General features: G+C 57.1%; 19 protein-coding genes. 8 read left to right on the top strand and 11 right to left on the bottom strand.

Translation table 11 applies throughout. The features are described from left to right. Nucleotides 1–299 precede the first annotated feature (299 nt). From NW838_RS10065 to NW838_RS10075, 3 genes are all read right to left on the bottom strand, one after another. On the bottom strand, nucleotides 300–668 hold the full coding sequence (locus tag NW838_RS10065) for a hypothetical protein (protein WP_414427972.1): 369 nt from the start codon (nucleotides 666–668) through the stop codon (nucleotides 300–302). A gap of 55 nt (nucleotides 669–723) precedes the next feature. Further along, nucleotides 724–2,496 carry an ABC1 kinase family protein gene (locus tag NW838_RS10070; protein ID WP_414355871.1) on the bottom strand — a complete coding sequence of 591 codons (1,773 nt, stop codon included), beginning with the start codon at nucleotides 2,494–2,496 and terminating at the stop codon, nucleotides 724–726. Nucleotides 2,497–2,631: 135 nt separating this feature from the next. After that, a complete protein-coding gene (locus NW838_RS10075) occupies nucleotides 2,632–3,918 on the bottom strand; it encodes a glucose-1-phosphate adenylyltransferase (RefSeq protein ID WP_414355870.1) in 1,287 nt (428 codons plus the stop codon). A gap of 124 nt (nucleotides 3,919–4,042) precedes the next feature. Between NW838_RS10075 and NW838_RS10080 the strand changes: the two genes are divergently transcribed. The 3 genes from NW838_RS10080 to sat all read left to right on the top strand — a co-directional run bounded on the left by NW838_RS10080 (nucleotide 4,043) and on the right by sat (nucleotide 6,688). Beyond that, the gene (locus NW838_RS10080; RefSeq protein WP_414355869.1) at nucleotides 4,043–4,825 is read left to right on the top strand and encodes a ParA family protein; all 783 of its coding nucleotides are present in this window, start codon (nucleotides 4,043–4,045) and stop codon (nucleotides 4,823–4,825) included. A 140-nt stretch (nucleotides 4,826–4,965) separates the two neighbouring features. Beyond that, the gene (locus tag NW838_RS10085) at nucleotides 4,966–5,331 is read left to right on the top strand and encodes a hypothetical protein (RefSeq protein WP_414355868.1); all 366 of its coding nucleotides are present in this window, start codon (nucleotides 4,966–4,968) and stop codon (nucleotides 5,329–5,331) included. A gap of 166 nt (nucleotides 5,332–5,497) precedes the next feature. Next, nucleotides 5,498–6,688, top strand: coding sequence for a sulfate adenylyltransferase (gene sat / locus NW838_RS10090; protein ID WP_414427973.1), 1,191 nt, complete (start codon nucleotides 5,498–5,500; stop codon nucleotides 6,686–6,688). A 95-nt stretch (nucleotides 6,689–6,783) separates the two neighbouring features. Here the strand turns inward: sat and NW838_RS10095 are convergent, their stop codons facing one another. From NW838_RS10095 to pstS, 8 genes are all read right to left on the bottom strand, one after another. Then, the gene (locus NW838_RS10095) at nucleotides 6,784–8,784 is read right to left on the bottom strand and encodes a primary-amine oxidase (protein ID WP_414355866.1); all 2,001 of its coding nucleotides are present in this window, start codon (nucleotides 8,782–8,784) and stop codon (nucleotides 6,784–6,786) included. 244 nt (nucleotides 8,785–9,028) lie between these two features. Then, complete coding sequence (locus NW838_RS10100) at nucleotides 9,029–9,205, bottom strand: hypothetical protein (protein ID WP_414355865.1); 177 nt, start codon at nucleotides 9,203–9,205, stop codon at nucleotides 9,029–9,031. A gap of 368 nt (nucleotides 9,206–9,573) precedes the next feature. Next, complete coding sequence (locus NW838_RS10105) at nucleotides 9,574–9,999, bottom strand: hypothetical protein (protein ID WP_011432703.1); 426 nt, start codon at nucleotides 9,997–9,999, stop codon at nucleotides 9,574–9,576. Nucleotides 10,000–10,042: 43 nt separating this feature from the next. Further along, a complete protein-coding gene (locus NW838_RS10110; RefSeq protein ID WP_414355864.1) occupies nucleotides 10,043–10,870 on the bottom strand; it encodes a TlyA family RNA methyltransferase in 828 nt (275 codons plus the stop codon). 95 nt (nucleotides 10,871–10,965) lie between these two features. Next, the gene (gene pstB / locus NW838_RS10115) at nucleotides 10,966–11,793 is read right to left on the bottom strand and encodes a phosphate ABC transporter ATP-binding protein PstB (protein ID WP_414355863.1); all 828 of its coding nucleotides are present in this window, start codon (nucleotides 11,791–11,793) and stop codon (nucleotides 10,966–10,968) included. A gap of 82 nt (nucleotides 11,794–11,875) precedes the next feature. After that, nucleotides 11,876–12,766 (bottom strand): phosphate ABC transporter permease PstA, encoded by an 891-nt coding sequence (gene pstA / locus NW838_RS10120; protein ID WP_414427974.1) that lies wholly within the window; start codon nucleotides 12,764–12,766, stop codon nucleotides 11,876–11,878. 6 nt (nucleotides 12,767–12,772) lie between these two features. Then, complete coding sequence (pstC, locus tag NW838_RS10125) at nucleotides 12,773–13,741, bottom strand: phosphate ABC transporter permease subunit PstC (protein ID WP_414355861.1); 969 nt, start codon at nucleotides 13,739–13,741, stop codon at nucleotides 12,773–12,775. A 33-nt stretch (nucleotides 13,742–13,774) separates the two neighbouring features. Next, nucleotides 13,775–14,851: a phosphate ABC transporter substrate-binding protein PstS gene (gene pstS / locus NW838_RS10130; RefSeq protein ID WP_414427975.1), complete on the bottom strand. Its 1,077-nt coding sequence runs from the start codon at nucleotides 14,849–14,851 to the stop codon at nucleotides 13,775–13,777. Between the two features lie 623 nt (nucleotides 14,852–15,474). Between pstS and rplI the strand changes: the two genes are divergently transcribed. From rplI to NW838_RS10155, 5 genes are all read left to right on the top strand, one after another. Continuing rightward, nucleotides 15,475–15,939: a 50S ribosomal protein L9 gene (gene rplI / locus NW838_RS10135; protein WP_414355859.1), complete on the top strand. Its 465-nt coding sequence runs from the start codon at nucleotides 15,475–15,477 to the stop codon at nucleotides 15,937–15,939. Nucleotides 15,940–16,118: 179 nt separating this feature from the next. Further along, nucleotides 16,119–17,894 (top strand): replicative DNA helicase, encoded by a 1,776-nt coding sequence (dnaB, locus tag NW838_RS10140; RefSeq protein WP_414341640.1) that lies wholly within the window; start codon nucleotides 16,119–16,121, stop codon nucleotides 17,892–17,894. Between the two features lie 131 nt (nucleotides 17,895–18,025). Further along, complete coding sequence (locus NW838_RS10145) at nucleotides 18,026–18,922, top strand: universal stress protein (protein ID WP_414355858.1); 897 nt, start codon at nucleotides 18,026–18,028, stop codon at nucleotides 18,920–18,922. A 46-nt stretch (nucleotides 18,923–18,968) separates the two neighbouring features. After that, nucleotides 18,969–19,802, top strand: coding sequence for a nickel pincer cofactor biosynthesis protein LarB (gene larB / locus NW838_RS10150; protein ID WP_414355857.1), 834 nt, complete (start codon nucleotides 18,969–18,971; stop codon nucleotides 19,800–19,802). A 260-nt stretch (nucleotides 19,803–20,062) separates the two neighbouring features. Further along, nucleotides 20,063–20,955: TerC family protein (locus NW838_RS10155; protein ID WP_414427976.1), on the top strand; the 893-nt coding region annotated here is incomplete at its 3' end.

Below are 20,955 nucleotides of genomic sequence, written 5' to 3' on the forward strand. Positions count from 1 at the left end.
CAGAGCATTGTAAATGACAATGAACTGGTAAAGGGAGCGGAACAGCAAAGACGCGGCAGTGCCGTAGACCAACCCCAGGGAGAGGCCGTCCACCCAAGCGAGAGGAGACAACAAGTGACTGAGCATCATGGTTGGGAAAAGTAGGGAAACAACTCGATCAACTCAACATCCATTAAGCTGAAGCACCTTCGCCAGAGGCAGACCTGGCCCAGGATCGCAACTCAGCCGAGAGAGGATGGCAGAACCTAGAGAGGAAAGCCGCTGCCGCCTCTAGTTTGGCATGGACAGGGATCCCCTGCTCAAGGCTTTTCCTCAACAGCCCTGGAAGAGGTTTCCTTGACGAGCAATTGCGTGCGCATGGCCTGAATCGCCTCGTTTAACTCGGCAATCTTGGCCTCTAGAGTGCGGCGGGCTTGAGCAATGCGTTCTGCCTCATTTTCCCACTTCTTCCAGTCGCTGGACATGGCGGGCTCACCTGAAGCACTGAGGCGCGGTCGTTCAGGGGTTGCGGAGGTGCCGTTGAGGCGATCTGGATCCCGGCGTTGGCCTTCGGCGGATCCCTTGCTGAGTCGAGGGGCAAGCACAAACCCGATCACCCCGCCGATGATCCCTCCCAACACGGCGCCGGTCACTACACCCGCAATGAAATCACCTTTCTGATCTGCCACGCTTCTGTCCAGCTCAATAAACAACAAACTTAAACTTGAGCCACCTTCTTCCGTTCTATCTTTCCTGTCCCACTCCTGCCAGCAAATCCGACCAGGGTTGAGGTGGCCGCCAGCGGCTAAGATGTTCCAGATGGGCTTGCACCTGATCCCTGAACTCGGCAAACGTGTGTTGCAGATCGCCGGTCGAGGGTAGGGATCTCAGCGTCGCCTGCCAGAGGTAGGCCGGGGAAAGTTCAGGGCTGATCAACCGCCACAGGCGCTGCAGCTCCTCAAAGTGAAGGCGATCATCTTCTGTGAGGGAAAGCACCAACTGGCGGCGCAGATCGCGGGCCTCTTCCGACATCAGGTAGCGCAAGCCCATTTGGGCGGTGGGCAACCAATCCAGTTCCCCATCGCTGCGGGCAATTTGAATCAGGTTCTCCAGGCGGTTCCAGCGGAACTTGCCGTCTTTGATCAACACTTGCAGCAGCCGTTGGCGAATACGCGGCGATTCATCCGTCAGCAGGCGCTTGGCCACATAGGGATAGGCCACACCGACGATGCGGAACTGGGGATAGAGGCTGAGGGCTACTCCCTCTTGGGTGACCAAAGAGCGGATCACCAGAGCAAAGTGGGAGGGCACCTGAAAGGGGTAGCGGTACATCAAGTCGGAGAACTGATCTGTGGCCGTTTTGAAGTTAAAGTTGACCACCTCTTGGGTCAGCACGTCTGCCAGCACCTTTTCCAAGGCGGGGATCAGCTCTTGGCGGCCGACATCCGACTGCAAAAAGCCCAGATGAATAAAGTCATCGATCAGGGCGTTGTAGTCGCGATCCACCAGGTGAACCAGAGCATCCACCAAGTACTCCTTCATTTCCTCGGTAAGCTGATCCATCATGCCGAAATCGATGTAGGCCAAGCGACCATCGGCCAGGGCGAACAGGTTGCCCGGATGGGGATCCGCGTGGAAAAAGCCGTATTCCAGCAATTGCTTGAGGGCAGCAACCACCCCGATACGCACCAATTGTTTCACCTCCAGGTTGGCTGCTCGAATGCGCTCCACATCCGTCAGCTTGATGCCGTCGATCCACTCCAGGGTCAGAACCCGGCGGGTGCTGTAAGCCCAGAAGATGCGCGGCACGTACACATCCGGATCGTCGCGGAAGTATTCGGCGAAGCGCTCGCAGTTTCGCCCTTCGTGCAGGTAGTCGATCTCTTCAAAAAGCTTGCGGCCAAACTCATCGACCACCGCCGTCAAAGTACTGCCCAGGTTTAAGGGCAGCCAGGGGCCCAGCCATGTCGAGGCCCAGCGAATCAGGTACAGATCCAGGCTCAACTGCTCTCGCAGATGGGGTCGCTGCACCTTCACCGCCACCCATTCGCCGCTGTGCAACTGCGCTTTGTAAACCTGGCCCAAACTGGCAGCAGCCACCGGCTCTGGAGAGATCTGGGCAAAGATCTCGGCAATCGGACGGCCCAACTCGGATTCGATGCGGGCAAATGCTTGCTCGGAAGGAAATGGCGGCAGTTGATCTTGCAGTTGGGTGAGTTCTTCTAGGTAGTCTTTGCGCACCAGATCGGGGCGGGTGGAGAGGGCCTGACCCACCTTGATGAACGTTGGCCCCAGGTCGGTGAGCAGCTTTCGCAACTGCACCGAGCGCCGTCCCACATTGCGATCAGTGTGTCCCCACAGTTGATCCCAGCGCAAACAGAGGACAAACCACAAGAAAGGCCAGAGAATGGCCAGCGCCCGACCGATCACTTGGGGCAGGCGCCAGCGGTAATAGCGGCAGATCAATTGCGGATCGTAAACTTCCAAAGCGGCAATGGGCGAAGTTCTACTAAACACACTCCAGCGATCTCACAGTCTTTTGTTTTGAAGCTCTTGGTATCCATCTTAACAGAAAAAGCCTCGCCGTTTCTGCGCAAGGGCCTGTCAGCCCCATCCTGCCCCCTTCTCGGCCAGGGCCGGCCTGTTTCCCCCTCAAATGATGGTGTTGTCCGGGATCACCGAGTCTTTGATGATGGTGACGATGCCGTTGCTGATCCAGATCCCTTCCTCTTCCCGCTGCGCTTCGGTGACGTGATCCTTGTTGAGGATGCGGACATTGCGCCCAATGCGGGCATTCTTATCCACGATGGCGTTGACAATGTGGGAGTTGGCCCCGATGCCCACCGGTGGGATCCCTTCCTCCAGCCTGGCCTGTCGCTCTTCTGCCGACTCGTAGTAATCGGCTCCCATTACCAGGGTGTTTTCCACAATGGTGTTGGCCTCCAAGCGGCTGCGAATGCCGATGATGGAGTTGCGAATTTGGGCGTTTTTGATGATGCAGCCATCGGCGATCATGGAGTTGACGATCTGGGAGTCGAGGATTTTGTTGGGGGGCAAAAAGCGCGGGCGGGTGTAGATGGGCATTTCGCTGTCGAAGAAGCTGAAGGGCGGGTTGGGCTGCTGCACCAGTGCCAGATTGGCCCGGTAAAAAGCCTCGATGGTGCCGATGTCTTCCCAGTAACCCTGGAAGAGATAGGCTTGCAGATGGTATTTGCCGATGGCTGCCGGCAGCACCTCTTTGCCGAAGTCGGTATGATCCTTGACTTTGAGCATCTCGATGAGGGCTTCCCGCCTGAACACGTAAATCCCCATAGAGGCAATGTAGGGTTTGGCTTTGGCCTCTTCCGGGCTGAGGCCGAGAGCTTGCGTGTCCACCTGGCAGGCTTTCAGCAGATCTCCTTTCGGCTTTTCCTTGAAATCCACAATGCGACCGTTTTCGCCGAGCTTGAGCAAGCCAAAACCCGAGGCCACTTTTTCTTCACAGGGGAGCACCGCCAGGGTCACATCGGCTCCCACCTGCCGGTGATGGTGGATGAAGGGGCGGTAGTCCATGCGGTAGAGGTGATCCCCAGACAGGATGAGGAAGTCCCGCGGCTTCCAGGAGTCCATCAGCCAGAGGTATTGGCGAACGGCATCGGCGGTGCCTTGGAACCAATCGGGATTGTCAGGGGTTTGTTGGGCCGCCAAAACGTCCACAAAGCCGCCTGTGAAGGGGGACAAGCGGTAGGTGTTGACGATGTGGCGGTTCAGAGAGGCAGAGTTGAACTGGGTGAGGACGTAGATTTTTTCGATGTCGGAGTTGATGCAGTTGCTGACCGGGATGTCGATGAGGCGGTATTTGCCGGCCAGGGGCACAGCAGGTTTAGCGCGGCGCTTGGTCAGGGGATAAAGTCGGGTGCCACGCCCACCTCCCAAGATGATCGCCAGTACATCGCGCATGGTTGTCCTCCACCAGGCTACACCCAATAGCATAGACTGCTGCGGGGCCACCTAAACGGCTGTCCTGTCGGATCTGGCCGGGCTGCTCGGAAAGGGGAACAAGTTGGCAAAACGGGGGGAGCTGATGGCGCGCATCCTGGCCTTTACCAACAACAAAGGGGGCACCGGCAAGTCCACCCTCTGCGTCCACGCGGCTCAGTTGACGGCCCAGCGGGGATACCGAGTTTTGCTCATCGATCTCACGTCCCAGGCCACCGCCAGCAACCTTTACCTGGAAGGGGCCGGATCCCTGGCGGCACTGGAAACGGCTTGGGCCAGCTTACACCCGCAGCACCAACGTCCTCTGGAAGAGGTGATCTACTGCACGGACAAGGGAGTGGATGTGGCGCCCTCCCACAGCACCATGGCGGAAGTGGCGGCCCAACTGGCTGCTGCCGGAGAGACGGGTCAGGATCTGTTGCAGCGCCAACTGGATCCCCTGCTGCAGGACTACGACTTCATCTTTCTCGATACGCCGGGAGAACTGAATGCTCTCACCGCCAATGCCCTGCGGGTGGCCCAGCGGGTACTGATCCCGACGCGGCTCAACCGCGCCGATTTCTCCTGCACGGAAGTAACCTTGCGCTACATTGAGGCCCTGAAAGGCCAGCTCAGCCACGCCCGCGCCGTTTTGACGATGCTGGACGACCGCTATCTGCCGGGGGGCATTTGGTCGGGATCCCATACCGGGCAATTGTATGTGCAAGCGCAACAGATTTTTGCGGATGTGCTTTCACCCGTTACTATTCCAGATAGCAGCGATTTGCGCATTGCTTTTGACTACGGCTTGACGGTGATGGACTATCGGCCTGGGTCGGCGGTGTGTCAGCGGCTGCTACAGTTGGTTGAACACGAGGTGCTCTTGTGACCGGATCTGACCGTAGCCTCTTTCCTTCGTCGGGGGAAACTTCCCGCCGCTCTGGCGGAATTCGGCGCAAGGCCAGTGCTAAAACCAGTTCAGAGCCCACCTCTGCAGAGTCTACTCCCACAGGTGAGGAGCCGACAACGATGTCTTCTCAGTCTCCCCCAGAACCAACCCCAGAATTGCCGGAAATTGCAGCCCTCAAAAGCCAACTGGCCGAAGCTCAACAACTCTTGCAGGACTACCAAAACAAAGTCTCTGCCCTGCAAGCTCAATTGCAGCAAGTCACTGCCCATCGGGACGAATTGCAAAAGGCGCTGGCGCAGTTGCAAGCGGTCGCAGACGAGCGGGCTAAAACCATCCAGGAGTTACAGAACCCCAGAGGACAAGCCCCCATTCAGCCCAAACCCCAATCCTCACCTCTGCACGCGCAAAAGAAGATTATGAATCGGCCCATCTTCGACAATGTATCAGCCACCGATGAAAGCATGCCTCCCTATCTGCTGGATTGACTGGGATGGAGGGGATCCCTGAGGGTGTGAGCCTGGATGGGGTCTCCATCTGTTCTGCTCCCGCCTGCTTTCAGCCCGACCTGTGCTTTCTTCCCCACTTTCTGGGGATCTGGGATCCGATAGTTGGATATTGGATTGGATAACCTTTGTTCCCGCTGCCCTTCCCATGAGCCAATCTCCATCGACTCTCCCTGCTGGTGATGCCATTCCGCCCCACGGGGGCACCCTGATCAACCGCATTGCCCCGCCTGAGCAGGCGCAGGAGCTGCGTTCCAAAGCCGAACATTGCCCCATTCTTTATCTCGACGAGCGGGCCCAATCGGATCTGGAGATGATCGCTATCGGGGGCTTCAGCCCACTGACGGGGTTTATGGGGCGGGAAGATTACCAGGCCGTTCTGGAAACGATGCACCTGGCCAATGGCTTGGCTTGGTCGCTGCCGGTCACCCTGCCGGTCTCCTCGGAAGTGGCAGCGGGTCTGAAAGAGGGGCAAATGATCGCCTTGGCCAGCTCCGCGGGCAAGATCCTGGGCTTACTGGAGCTGACCGAGAAGTTCACCTACGATAAAACATACGAAGCCCGGCAAGTTTATCGCACCACCGATGAGCAGCATCCAGGGGTAAAGGTGCTCTACGAGCAGGGATCCGTCTATTTGGCCGGCCCCGTCACCCTCCTGCAGCGGGATCCCCACCCTCTTTTTCCGGCCTACCAGATCGATCCGGCCCAATCGCGGCACCTGTTTCGGGAAAGAGGCTGGAGAACCATTGTAGGCTTCCAAACCCGCAACCCCATCCACCGCGCCCATGAATACATCCAAAAATGTGCCTTGGAGATTGTGGACGGGCTATTTTTGCACCCGCTGGTGGGGGCTACCAAAAGCGACGACATTCCCGCCGATGTGCGTATGCGCTGCTACGAGGTGTTGATCGAAAAGTACTACCCCAAGGAGCGGGTGATCTTGGCCATCAATCCTGCGTCGATGCGCTACGCCGGCCCCCGCGAGGCCATTTTCCATGCCCTCATTCGCAAAAACTACGGCTGTACCCATTTCATTGTGGGACGGGATCACGCCGGGGTGGGGAACTACTACGGCACCTACGATGCCCAACACATTTTTGATGAGTTCCAGCCGGGGGAGCTGGGCATCATTCCCTTGAAGTTTGAACATGCTTTCTATTGCACCGTCACCGGCACCATGGCCACGGCCAAGACCAGCCCCAGCCAACCCCACCAGCGCATTCACCTATCGGGTACTAAGGTGCGGGAAATGCTGCAACGCGGTGAAGTGCCCCCGCCGGAGTTCTCTCGACCGGAAGTGGCCCGCCTGCTGGCCGAAGCCATGCGAGAGCGGGGTTAACCCTGGGAATCTCCCTAAGTGGCAGTCAAAAAGGGCCTGGGACAGACCAGACCCTCTGTATTGAAAGTTGAAGTTAACAAGATTCAAGCCGAATATCAGGCCGGCTCCGCCAGATTGATCGTCGGGTTGCGGTCGAAGAAGCCCCAAGGTATCAGCTTAAAGCCCGTTCTGTGTACAGGCATCACCGGCCAATCCTCTGGGCGCGGCACATGGGAAACGCCCAAGGAATACCAAACCACCAGATCCTCCCCTTCTAGAGGTTGGTCGTCGCTCACCCACTTCGGCAATCCTTCTCCAGGCCCGCTTTGGTTGGGATAAGGGCCAGCAGCATACAGTTCGCCGGGCTGGTAGTGGGTAGCCCAGAAGTGGTGGGTGGCAAATCCGGCCCGCTCCCGCACGTTGGATCCCTCGACCGGCAGGAACATGGCATTGGGGCCGGGCATGAGGGCGTAGCCGGTAGGAGCGCCGAGGGCGTTGGTCTTGCTGCTGGAGACGATGACCCACTTACGGCTGCTGGCCATGTTCAAGTCCCGTACGGCCTCTTTTTCGCTGAGCAAATGCTTCTCCTCCATGATGAAGGCGTTGCCTGCCGGGTTGTCGGGGCTTTGGGGCAGGGGCTTGAGGTTCATCTCCATAACGGCATTGTCGGTGCCATCCACATCCATATCCAGCCGGAAGCTGAAGTAGTGCTGGTGGTTGGTACCGCCCACATTGGGTGCCATCAGGGGGGCAAAGGGATCCGCGTCAGCAGTCGTCACAGCATCTGTACCCTTGGCCAAGACGATTCCGGTCAGATCTGCCTGCACTTCAAAGGTGCCATCCTGGTGAAACACCCAGCTAATGCCGTAGTCGTAATTGCCGATGGCGGCGGTCATGGTCATGACCAACTCACGGCTGCGGCGCACATCGTTGCGCTTTGTGTTGTACTCGTAGTGCTTCCAGAGCATGCCGTTATCCCGCTCGTAGAGGCCAATCACCCCCGGCATCACGTAGGGCTCCCCATCGTTGTCGGCAAAGACGGCATCCAGCAACAGGCCGTTCTCCGGTACCTCCTTGCCCAGCTCCATGGTGTTGGCGAGCAAGCCAAAGTTGTATTCCCCCACATCAAAGGCGTTGCGGAAATACCAGGTTTCATCGGGATCCCCGTAGGGCACCACCATCTCCGAGAGGCTCACCCGGTAGAACACAGGCCGTTCTTCTTCTCCCTCTTGGTAGCGAGCAGTGTAGAGCACCAATCCCTCGCGCGGGTGCATCAGGTAGCGGAACTTCCAGCCTTGCCAGGTGATCTCGTTACCCTTGATGTCGTAGCTGGCGCCCTCGGGGTGGGTAATTTTTAGAGGTTTGGGGGCGGGGCGAACGCTGCCCAGAGAAGCGAGGTCGTAGTCAAAGCTCTCTTTGGAGAAGGCCACAAGGGTGTCATCGTCGATCAGCTTTGAGACTTTTCCCGTGTTCAGGTTCACAGTGGCCAAAACCCCTTCAATGGGGGCACCGTAGTAGTTCCAGTTGTCGCCTTTGTAGTAGGAAATGCCGCGACAGAAGCGATTTCCGGAGGCTTTTTCCTCTTCGCTCAAGTTGCCCGGCGCCCAACAATCCACAGCCACGCGGTCGAAATCGGTGATCCCCCGCTTGCGCATTGCCTCTTGCCAGCCGGGATCCGCCTTCACCACTTCTGCGGCCAACCCAAACTCGCTGCTCACCATCGCCGGTTGCACACCGGTCACTTCCGTCCAGCTAACCAGCTTGTTTTCCATCAGGTCGACAATGGCTTCGTGGGTGCGGTTGGCCTTCGGTTCGTAAACGATGGCAAAAGCTTCTCGGCGAAAGGGATCCCCCGGCTGAAAGCTGAGCACCTCGGCTTTGTCGGGCTCCCGCAGATCGATCAGCACAAAGGTGGCATCCTCGGCCAAGTTCTCGGCCTTGCGGATAACGCTGGCCGTCATTTTAATTTCCTCGGCAGTCAGGGGATCCAGCGGGTGAGAGGCCTTGGGGGATCCCGGCGAACTGGCGATGGTCAGAGCTACAATACCGACGCCAAATACAACTGTGATAACCAATATCTTTAGCCAACGTGGCCACTGCCGCCCAATGTTCAACATGGATAAACCCCCTTTTGGGTATGCGGATGGGGTGAGGATTGCCGGCCAAGCCCACCCCTCTAAAGTGGCCTCATTCAAGCATATGGACGGGGTTACAAGTGCATCCAACGCTACCAAGTCCGCTGCCGGCCTCTGCCTTATCCCATAAAAAACCCCACGCCAAAGGCATGGGGAGAATGCATGACGGGAATCCGGCTCTCCTACACCCTGAGGTCAAAAAGCCCTGAATAGGTGGCAACAGCCCTCATCCCGCTTCAAACCGGAGTTGTTCGGGATCCACATAATAGCAGCGGGCATTGTCAGCACAGATCAACGCCCAGCCATTTTGGTCAGCCTCGACCAAAGTATACTCAGACTGGGGGATGAAGTGGCCTTGGTGGTTTCGGGTATCGCTCTTAACCCAAACAATCTGACGGTTCATCTTAAAGTTCCTCCCATTTGCGGTCAAAGGGGTCAAAAGAGTAAGGTTCGAAAATAGGACTCGATCTCAGCGGCTATGGAAGCAGCGGCAATACAGCCCGCACCGCAATACAATGAAGTGCAGCGTAAAAAGTACAGCCACCACCGGGCCAAGCATCTCGCACCAACCCAGAGCCCAATCTCATCAATTGAGTCCGGCGAAGGGAAGGCGATGAGAGCTAGCCCCTATGGATAAATGGATTTCATCTTGCGATTGGGTACAATGAAGTCTAGCACCGACCCCATGAGGACATCGCTAAGAGTTGTAGATTAAAATAACGAGCCCTAGATTTTCCTAAAATCTTGTTGCAAAACCAGGAATAGGGTCACTTAATCTTCTTCAAAAAGCCAGTTGTAAATCTTGCTCAAGTGGGGCCAAGCGGGACGGCGGTTCCCTCCCTCTTGCAGGTTGGATTTGACACCCTCAATCTGCTCGGGATCCCGTGCCAAGATTTGCTTAATGGCCTCCACCTGCTGGCGTACCCCGGTTTTTTTCAGCTCCAGCATGGCTAGGGTCAGATTCACACGGGGCTGGGCATCCACCGGATCCAACTTCACAGCAGTCTGGGCGGCCTTCAGAGCTTTTTCCGCCTGCCCCTCCAGAAGGTAGAGCCAGGACAAGCACGTCCAAGCCGCCGCCGCCTTTGGGGATCCCTTACAGATTGACTCAAAAGAGGGAATTAACGTCTTGGCCGCTTCCCCGGATTCATAGCGCCGAATCCCTTCCTGAAATAATTCTTCAATTTTTTGGCTCATCTCCCTCAATCCAGCACATTAGCTTATTGACAAAATCGACGATCTATGCATGTAAAGTCGCTCTCGCCTGCTCGCTCATCTGTTGTAGCGCACTGCCGCTGGGGAGAGGGATCCCTTCTCCTTCAGCCAGCCAGAGCCAATACTCGATATTGCCGGCAGGGCCAGTGATGGGCGACCACGTGTAGCCTTGCACCTGCCAGCCCTGGGCCACGGCCGAGCGCATCACCGTCTCCAGCACGCGGGCATGGACAGCCGGATCCCGTACCACCCCCTTTTTACCCACCTGGTCTCGGCCCGCCTCAAACTGGGGCTTCACCAGCAACAGCGCCTCCCGTGGGAAACGCAACAGGTTCCACAGCGGAGCTAGCACCTTAGTCAGGGAAATAAAAGACAGGTCTACCACCGCCAAATCCGGCCAGCTCTGGGGAGGTGCCTCGCTTCCGTACAGATCCTCCGGCTGCAGATGGCGCAAGTTGGCCCGCTCCTTTAGGATCACCCGCGCATCCGTTCGCAAAGACCAGGCCAGTTGCCCATAGCCCACATCCACTCCGTAGACCCGCTGGGCTCCCCGTTTCAACAAGCAGTCTGTAAAACCTCCTGTGGAAATGCCCGCATCCAAACAAATACGACCCTGCACCTGAACAGGAAAAGTTTGCAGCGCCCCCTGTAGCTTTTCTCCCCCCCGTGAGACAAAAGCAGGCCCAGACTGGACTTGCACCGCTGGATCCCCGCTCACCCAGGTTCCAGGCTTTTCCGCCCGCACCCCATTTAGAAAGACTTCTCCTGCCAAAATGGAGCGTTGCGCTTGCTGGCGTGAGGAAAAATATCCGCGCTCCACCAACCAGCTATCCAGACGCACCCGCTTGGCCATCTCGCCGGTGCCTCACCTTGCATAGATCTTCCCGCCCATTAGAATAGGCGAGCGGGATCCCAACTGACCAGAATTGAGGGATCGCCAACAGCAGATTAGCCAAACCGTCCGCTCACGTACTCTTCCGTTTCCCGATGGGCGGGAGAGTTAAAGATTTTCTCAGTGCGGTTAAACTCCACCATCCGTCCGTAGCGAACCCCCTCTTCGTCGACTTCAGTGTTGAAGAAGGCGGTAAAGTCGGAGACCCGCGCTGCCTGCTGCATGTTGTGGGTAACGATAATGATCGTGTAGCGACGGCCCAGTTCCTTGAGCAACTCCTCAATGCGCAACGTGGAGATTGGATCCAACGAGGCACAAGGCTCATCCATCAGGATAACCTCCGGCTGGATGGCCAAGGTGCGGGCAATGCAAAGACGCTGCTGCTGTCCCCCCGAAAGGGAGAGCCCACTCATCTTCAGCTTGTCTTTCACCTCATCCCAGAGGACGGCCTGACGCAATGTGCGCTCTACCAGCTCATCCAAGTCTCCTTGGTAGCCGTTGACCCGTGGCCCAAAGGCAATGTTGTCGTAGATGGACTTCGGGAAGGGGTTGGGCTTTTGGAACACCAGGCCAACTCGCCGCCGCACTTCAGCAGGATCTACATCGGGATCGTAGATGTTTTTCCCGTGAAAAATTACGGATCCCTCTACTCTCGCCCCCGGGATCAGATCGTTCATGCGGTTAAAGCAGCGCAGCAAAGTACTCTTGCCGCAGCCGGAAGGGCCAATAAAAGCAGTGATGTGATTCTTGGGAATCTTCAGAGAAACCTGCTTCACCGCCAAATGAGAGCCGTAGTAAACACTGACTGCTTGCGTTTCCAGCTCAACAGTTAAGTTGGCAGACTTCTCAGAGGAATCAGGAGTGCCGGGAAATGGAGGGCGCATAGGAGTACCAGAGGTAGACGTTGCTTCAGAACCCAAACTCAAAATCGAAGAATAGTGAGGCAAAAATCTCAGAAGAACCAGATCAGATAGTAATGGTTTCCTGACGACGGCTCAGCAGCAGCCGGAAACTGGTCGTGGTGATCAAAACCAGAATCACCAAAGCCAAGGCTCCTCCCCAAGCAATTTTCTGCTGGTTCTCGAAGGGAACAATGGCAAAGTTGTAGATCAGCACCGCCAGCGAAGCTACTGGCTTCAGCAAACCATCGGGCCATAGGAAACTGAACAGAGCAGTAAAAATTAGAGGTGCAGTCTCCCCAGCTGCTCGGGCAATGGCCAAGGTCACTCCCGTCAGAACGACCGGCAAAGCAGCTGGCAAAACGACCCGAAACACAGTCTGCACCCGCGAAGCTCCCAAGGCGTAGGCGGCAGCCCGAGTGTCCGCCGGCACCAAGCGCAGAGCCTCCTCGCAGGAGAGGATGATGATCGGCAAAGTCAATACCGATAGAGCTACTCCGCCAGAAAGGGCAGAAAAGGTCTTGGTGGAAAGCACCAGCACCCCATAGGCGAACACGCCAGCGACGATGGAAGGAACCCCCGTCAGCACTTTGATAATGAAACGCAGAGATGATGCTGTAGAACTGTTCTGGCCGAACTCCGAGAGATAGATCGCAGCAAATAGACCAATAGGGAAAGTGATTGTAATGGCAATCGATACCACAATGATCGTTCCCAGCACAGCGTTGCCAAAGCCGCCTACCTGATCGCCAGGAGGAGGAGGAAGCTGGGTTAAGGTCTGCCAATTGAAGCGCTCAATGCCATTGACGAAAACATAGTAAAGGATGGAAGCGAGCACAACAATCGCAAAAATGCTGGAAGCAAAGATCAGGCCTGTCATCACCCAGTCCAGCACGACGCGCTTGGATCTGACTTTGCGTTTGAACAAATTGGCCTGTGCTGCCACTTGTGTCGCCATGTTCCTCTACTCCCGAGAAGCCGTCAAAGCAAACTTGACCTGACGAACCAATAGCTCAGCGATGATGTTGACCACCAGCGTAATGACCAGCAAGATCAAAGCCGCATACATCAGAGCCGAGATCTGCTCGTCGGCTGCTTCTGCAAACTCGCTGGCCAGCAATGCAGGGATGTTGCTGGCAGGGGCCAAAAGCGAGACTCTAATCCCCCGCGCATTGCCAATCAGCATTGCCACCGCCATGGTCTCGCCCAGGGCGCGTCCCAAACCCAGCACCACAGCCCCCAACATACCCCCAATCGCAGCCGGTAGTACCACTCCAAAAATGGCTTCCCATCGCGTAGCCCCCATCGCATAGGCAGCCGCGCGCAGCTCAGGAGGAACAGCCACCAAAACCTCTCTGGCGATGGCCGTGATGATGGGGATGATCATGATCCCCAAGACAACCCCTGCCGTCAACATCCCCGGCCCAATCGGTGGTGTGCTGAAAATGGGAAGCCAATTGAAGTTCTCGTACAGGAACATCTGAACGGGGCGGAAGAAGGGGATGAAGACAAACAATCCCCAAATGCCGAACACCACACTGGGAATAGCCGCCAACAGCTCAACCACAATGATCAGAGCCAGACGCAAGGACTTCGGAAGAAAATCCTCGCTCAGAAAAATAGAGATGCCAAAGCTAAAAGGAACCCCCACAATCAGAGCGATGAGAGAAGTCACTAGCGTGCCGTAGATCTGTGGCCAGGCCCCATAGATATCCTCGACCGGATCCCAGGTGGTGCTCCAGAAGAAACTCAGTCCAAACTTGCTGATAGCTGGCAAAGACTGAATGCCGATCTCCAGAGCAATCCAGAGCAGCAGGAAGGCCGAGAAAAACACGGCAATCCGCGTAGCCCAGATAAAAACCTGGTCGCGCCGGCGCTGGAAAACCGGCCGAGGCCGAAACATAGAACTGCTGTCAGAAAAAAAGGTATTCATCCGCCTGAAGCCAGAAGTGGTTGGTAAGAGTTTTTACGGGGTAATGCCTTCCAGCGCAGCCAGAGCTTTTTGCCGCGTTTCTTCCGGCAGAGGGACATATCCCAACTGCTCAGCGAAAGCCTGCCCCTCAGTGAGGCCGTAGCGGAGAAACTCTCTAACGGCCTTGGAAGTCTCGGCTTTGGGGTAAACCTTGTAGGCAAGGATCCAGGTGTAGCCCGCAATAGGGTAAGAGTCTTCCCCACTAGGATCCGGATCGACCCCCAGCAAACGCTCGTCGAGCTGAATTCTGGCCAGCGCCGCTTTCTCCGTCTCGACGTTGGGAGTTACAAACTTGCCTGCCCGGTTTTCCAGACGGGCAATGTTCAGGTTGTTGAGCTTGGCAAAGCCGAATTCCACGTAGCCAATCGAGCCAGGAATTTGCTTGATCTGCTCGGAAACCCCTTCGTTCCCACGCGCCCCTACGCCGGTTGGCCAGTTTACCGAAGGGCCGCGACCCACCTTTTGCTTCCACTCTGGGCTAATAGCGTTGAGGTGAGTGGTGAAGATATCGGTGGTACCACTTCCATCAGAGCGATGCACGACGGTAATCGGCAAATCCGGGAAAGTCACCTGTGGGTTAAGGCCAGCCAGCAGGGGATCGTTCCAGTTCTTGATCTTGCCCAGGAAGATATTCGCCAGTGCCAGGCGGGAAAGGCGGATTTCGGGGCCCACCCCAGGAATGTTGTACGCTGCAACTAACGCTCCGCCCACCATGGGTACAGAAACCATCCCTTTGGGAGGGTTAGCCTCATTCTCAATTTGGTTGATCTCTTCAGGACGGGGCACGCTGTCACTGGCACCGAAATCGACCGTGCGGGCTACAAACTGCCGACGACCCGCACCGCTTCCTACAGACTGATAGTTGACCTGGATGTTAGGGTTTTTCTTGCCAAACTCTTGGGCCCAAGTTTGATAGATGGGGGCCGGGAAGGTCGCCCCAGCGCCATTGATGGTGATGGTCTGCTGAGCAAACACCCGCTGCCAATTCGCCTGGCTAGCCGCAAAGCCGGCAACAGTGGCAGATAGAAACTTCAGGAAAGAACGACGCTCCAAGGGGTGCAACGTCACCATACAGATCTCCTCTCCCAGATGAAGACAAAATCTCAGTCCAGATCTAAAAAAGGCTACTTCACTCGAGAACCTTACCCAACCCAATCAAAACTCGTCGGGCTGGGTATGCCACTACCGCCTGGAAGCTTGGAGGCAACCCTCAAGCTAACCCTGCGATCCTCAACAAGCCTTCAACCGATAGCAACATCCCAGGGATCCCTTTGAGCACGCAGGGTTCCCTCGGGAACGCTCCATTGAAGACTTCGCCAGTCCGCGCAGCTACTATAACGTAAAGGCCAGTTGTTTTTGGTTAAAACGAGGCTAAGCCCAGGTTATCTCTGGGGATATCCGCCAAATGTTGCAAACCCCTCAAGGGATCCCCTTTGGTGTCAGCCACTCCCTATCCTGGATTGGGTATCTCCCAAAACAGAGAACTTCCGCCTTTTGAGTTTGGAAAGGTGGCTTCTTCATCTTCCCGCCAAGGTTCAGAGCTGGAAGAGGACTCTAGAGACCTGCCAATCGGGAATAAGCTCTGAGAAGGGATCCCCTATGCCGACGGGCTGGTGGCTATGGCACTCTGGGCTGACGATGAACCTGCTGAGCCTCTAGAATGGAGGGCTGTCGAGAAAAGAAGTGTCTTCCCAATGTCGAAACGTAACATGCAGGTTGTGCTGCGCCAGGCGATCCCAGGGCTGGGCAAGCCCGGAGAGATTGTCAACGTCAAGCCCGGCTATGCTCGCAACTACCTCTTCCCACGGCAGATGGCGGTGCGGGTTACCCCTGGCATATTGAAAGAGCAGCAGGTGCGTCTGCAGCAGGAGGCAGCTCGTAAACTGGCAGAAAGACAACAGGCGGAAAACTACAAGACTGCTCTGGAGACCATCGGTCGCTTTGTCATCCGTAAGAAAGTGGGAGAACACGATCTCCTATTCGGGCAGGTGACCACCAGCGATATTGCCGAGGTAGTGCTGGCTACCAGCGGCCTGGATATCGACCGCCGCAACATTCTGCTCAACGAGGAGATCAAGAAAACCGGGGTTTATCCCGTGCAGGTAAAGTTACACCCCGAAGTTACCGCTACGCTGCGCATTCAGGTTACTCCCGAATGAGGACTCACCTTCGAGGATCCCTGAGTTCCCGTGAGGGATCCCGGGGTGAGTAGGGTTTTTGCCTTAGGCAACAAGCGGGTATGCTCAGCCTAGAGCTTGACCCGCCTGACGATTGGAGCTGACTGGCTGAGAGGCCGGTTGCCCTAGGGCTGGGTTGATTTTCCTACTCCTGGCTTGTGGTGATCAGCGATTACGACTTAACGGGTGGGGATCGGCTTCCTCCTCAAAACATTGAAGCCGAGGAGGAAATCCTGGGGGGCATTCTCCTCGATCCGGATGCGTTGGTGCGGGTCGCGGAGTTTCTGCGTCCAGAGATGTTCTATATCTCTGCCCACCAAGAGATTTACCGGGCTGCTCTCCAACTGCACAGCCAAGGCCAACCCACTGACCTGATGACTGTGTCTGCCTGGTTGGCGGATCATCATCTTCTGGAGCGGGTGGGAGGAACAGGGGCGATCCGTCGTCTGCTGGAGCAAACCGTCAGCAGCGTCAACATCGACCAGTATGCTCGCCTGGTGATGGATAAATACATGCGCCGCCAGTTGATCCAGGTGAGCAACACCCTGGCTCGTTTGGCCTACGATACCAGTCAGCCCCTGTCTCAGGTGATGGATCAAGCCGAGCAGCAGGTGTTTGGCCTCACCCAAGAGCGAGTGCAGCGTAGCCTCATCCCGGCTTCTGAGGTTTTGGTCAATATCTTCTCGGACTTGGAAGAGAAGTTCCAAAGCGGGGCACAGCTTCCGGGGATCCCGACCAAATTCATCGACCTGGATAACCTGACTCAGGGCTTGCAGCGATCCGATTTGCTGATTCTGGCTGGTCGTCCCTCGATGGGGAAGACCAGTCTTGCCCTCAACATTGCCCAGAATGTGGCTGCCTATGCCAAGCAGCCGGTCGCTATCTTTAGCCTGGAAATGTCGAGGGAGCAACTGGTGCAGCGGCTTTTGGCCAGCGAAGCCCGCATCGACAGCAGCCGTCTGCGCTCTGGGCGCATTAGCGAACACGAGTGGCAGCGCCTGGGCCAAGCCATTGGTTTTTTGTCGCAACTGCCCCTGTTCATCGACGATACCCCCGACTGTACCGTTACAGAAATTCGCTCCAAAGCGCGGCGTTTGCAGGCGGAACAGGGGGGAACGTTGGGGATGGTGTTGATCGACTACCTACAACTGATGCAGGGATCCGCCGCCGACAACCGGGTGCAGGAGCTGTCGCGCATTACTCGTGGCCTCAAGGCCATGGCCAAGGAGCTGATGGTGCCGGTGCTGGTGCTGTCTCAGCTCAGTCGAGCTGTTGAGTCTCGCTCCGATAAGCGCCCGCAACTGGCAGACCTGCGGGAATCGGGCTGTCTGGCCGGGGATACGCAGGTGATGGATGCGGATCGCGGCAAGATCTGGCGGTTGGATCAACTGGCGGCCCTACCGGCTGCGGCGGAACTGCCCCGCCTGCTCAGCTTGAACGGACGCGGACGCCTGGTGCCCCAGCAGCCGGTGAAGGTGTTTCGCAGCGGTCACCAGCCCACTTGTCTTCTGAAGACCCGCCTCAACTTTTCCATTCGCGCCACCGGCAATCACCCCTTTTTCACCCAACAGGGCTGGAAAACCTTGGACGAGCTGCAATTGGAGGAAGAGGTGGCGGTGGTGGTGCAGGAGGGGCTGATCTGGGATCCGGTGGTGTTCATCAGCGAGCCGGGGGAGCCTCAGCCGGTTTACGACATCGAGATGCCCCGCCATCACAACTTTGTGGCCAACGGGCTGCTGGTACACAACAGCATCGAGCAGGATGCCGATCTGGTGATGATGATCTACCGCCCCGAGTATTACGATCCCAACACCAGCGATCGCGGCATTGCCGAGGTCATCATTGCCAAACATCGCAACGGCCCCACCGGCACTGTGCGCCTGCTGTTCGAAAGCCAGTACACCCAGTTTCGCAACCTGGCAGATCCCAACCGCTGAGCAATCGACGCCGAAGAGGGATCCGGAGCTGCTGCCTTGGGAACAACCCCGCAAGGTGTTAGCTTAGGATCGCTGCGGGCCAAAGCGTTGCTCTTGAGCCGGCTACCCTCTCTCCTAATGCTCAAAACGATATGTTTAAAAACGTGTTAATTGCCACCGACCGCCGAGATGGCCTGCAGCGTTTTGGCAAGTGTCTAGAAGATCTGCACAGCAATGGCATCGAGCGCGTCACCTTCGTCCGCAGCGTAGATTGGCAAGAGGACGACATCGGCATTCCCGACGACATTACCCCCGAAGTCCAGGCAGAGCAGACCCAGTTGCAGAAGCTGCTGAACCCGATCCCGGCGGGGTTGGAAGTCAAGGCTCTGGTGCAGGCGGGCAGGCCAGCCGATCTAATCCTAAAAGGCATCCAAACCTATGGCTCCGATCTGCTGATTACAGGCATGGGTACCCACAACCTGCTCGCCGAAAAATTGTTCGGCAGCACCACCATGACGCTGTTGCCGAAGCTGAAAATCCCCCTACTGGTGATGCGCCCCCAACTGCTGGCTACCTTTACCCTGGAAGAATTGCGCTTGCGCAGCCGCCACCTGTTTCGCTGCCTCTTGGTGCCCTTTGACTTTGAGCAGCCGCGTCAGCAGTTGCTGAACCATCTCGGCCACCTGCTGCCCGGTACTTCCCAGTGCCAGACGCTTACCCTGCTCTACGTGGTGGATCCCAGCGCCCGCCGCAACCAAGGAACTCCGGTGGAGGTGCTCAAGCGCAAAGCCGAGGCTGACCTGGCCCAGGTGCTTGAACCCCTGAGCGAGCAGGTGAAGCCCGTACAGTTGCGCACCCTGGTGCGGGTGGGATCCCCTCTCAAAGAGATCCTAGCTACTGCTGCCGATGAAGACATGACGGCCATCGCCACTGCCTCCCCCCACGTGGGCAGCTTTTGGGAGTGGTCGGTTCGCAGCCTCACCGGCGAGATTTTGCGGCAAAGTTGGCATCCGGTGTTGTTTTTCCCGCGCGGGTCTTTGGCCCAATAAATCCAGGCAAGATCCAAGCCGAGTGTTGCAATTGAACTCATCCTCCATGAACCCCCCTTCCACGACAGCGCTGCAGGATCTGTTTCGGGCGGTGGCCCAAGGGGAGCTCACCCCAGAGCAAGCCCTGCAAGCCTGTCGCTTTCTGCCCTTTGAGCCGGTGGGAGACTTCGCCCATGTGGATCACCACCGTCCCTTGCGCACGGGCTTTCCTGAAGCAGTGTGGGGGCCGGGCAAAACCCCAGATCAGATCGCCCAAATCCTGGAGCAACTCCACCAGCGGGGATCCCTGGCCTTGGCCACCCGCATCGAAGCCCAGGTGTATGCCGAGATCCGCAGCCGCTTGCCCCAGGCCCAGTATTCCGAGTTGGCCCGCTTGTGTTGGATCCCGTCCCAGCAGGTGGTCAGCCATCCTGGACAGGTCAGCGTGATCTCCGCCGGCACTGCCGACTTACCGGTGGCAGAAGAAGCCGCCCTCACGCTCGAGCTTTCTGGGTTTCAGGTGAAGCGCCTCTGGGATGTGGGGGTGGCCGGGATCCATCGGCTGCTGCACAACCGGGCGGCCCTGCAAGCAGACGTGCTGATCGTGGTGGCGGGCATGGAGGGGGCCTTGGCCAGTGTGGTGGCGGGTCTGGCGGATTGTCCGGTGATCGCTGTGCCCACCAGCATTGGCTACGGGGCCAGCTTTCAAGGCTTGGCTGCCCTGCTCACGATGCTCAACTCTTGCGCGGCGGGGGTGGGAGTGCTGAACATCGATAACGGTTTCGGGGCGGCGATTCTGGCAGGCCAGATCCTGCGTTGCGGACAACGGCTGGCAGCTCGATTGAGTTCATGCGGCCCCACTGGAGATCCAACAGGGAATCGACAGATTTCGGAAGGTTAAGAATTGTAAATAGATCCTGAGCCAAACAGGCTATACTCAGGCCATAGTTTAGGCTTGGGCTTTCTCTTTCCCATCCTTCGGGAGTTTGAGGGTGTTGCCTCTGGTCACCTAACTGGGTTCATGCCTTTTTCTGGGGTACCTTTATCCGAAGATGGGGAGGGTTCCTACGCTGGTTAACTGCTGTGTTGGACTGACTGGGGCGGACAAAACGCGCGAATATGCTAATTGATGCAACACTTGTCAAAAATGCAACAGATGCGATGGGAGCGACCTTGATCCTGGCGCAAGGGATGACTCAGTCCTTCACCTGGACAGATATTTTCTTGGTAGTGGCTTTGGTGTTTTTGGAGGCCGCCCTCTCTGCGGACAACGCCGTTGCCCTAGCAGCTCTGGTGAAGCATCTGCCCACCCCCCAGCAGCAGAATCGGGCCTTGCGCTGGGGCATCATCGGCGCTTACGGCTTTCGCATCGCCATTGTCTTTGCAGCGGTTTGGTTGGTGGAGTATCCGCCCGCCCAATTCTTGGGGGCCTGTTATCTGCTCTGGCTAGCCTGGCAGCACTTTCGGGGCGAGGAAGAAGGCCAAGAACAGGACATCACCCGCCACGCCAATTTTTGGCAGACCCTGGTGATGGTGGAACTGACGGATCTGGTCTTTTCTTTCGACAGTATCGCTGCTTCGGTGGGTGTCTCCCGCAAGGCTTGGGTAATCATCCTCGGCGGCATTCTCGGCATTACCCTGATGCGCTACATGGCTTCTCTGTTTTTGCGTTGGTTGGACGAGTTCTCTCACCTGGAAGACGCCGCTTTTGCCATCATCGCCTTGGTGGGGAGCACCATGTTGTTGGAGGTGTTTTTCCCCCAAATCGAGATCCCGGAGTGGGGGATGGTGGTGGCTGTGATCCCCCTATTTGTCTGGGGTTTCTCGCGGCGCGTGAAACTCAATTCGGAGCAGGATGAACAGCCGGAGCTGGCTGACGGAGAGAAGAGGGAAGAGAAAAGAGCAGGGGTTACAGACGAGATGGAGATCGTCCCCTCCGGTTGGGTGGCTGCCCTTGAGGAAGACCTCGCCCCTGAGCCCCAGAGCAGAGAGAATGGAGAGGAGAGCATGCCTCTAACCCCCAAAACCCTGAACTTTGCTGAATTTACTGAGCT

Origin of the sequence: Synechococcus sp. R55.2, from assembly GCF_047462075.1 — a bacterium.
Taxonomy (GTDB): domain Bacteria; phylum Cyanobacteriota; class Cyanobacteriia; order Thermostichales; family Thermostichaceae; genus Thermostichus.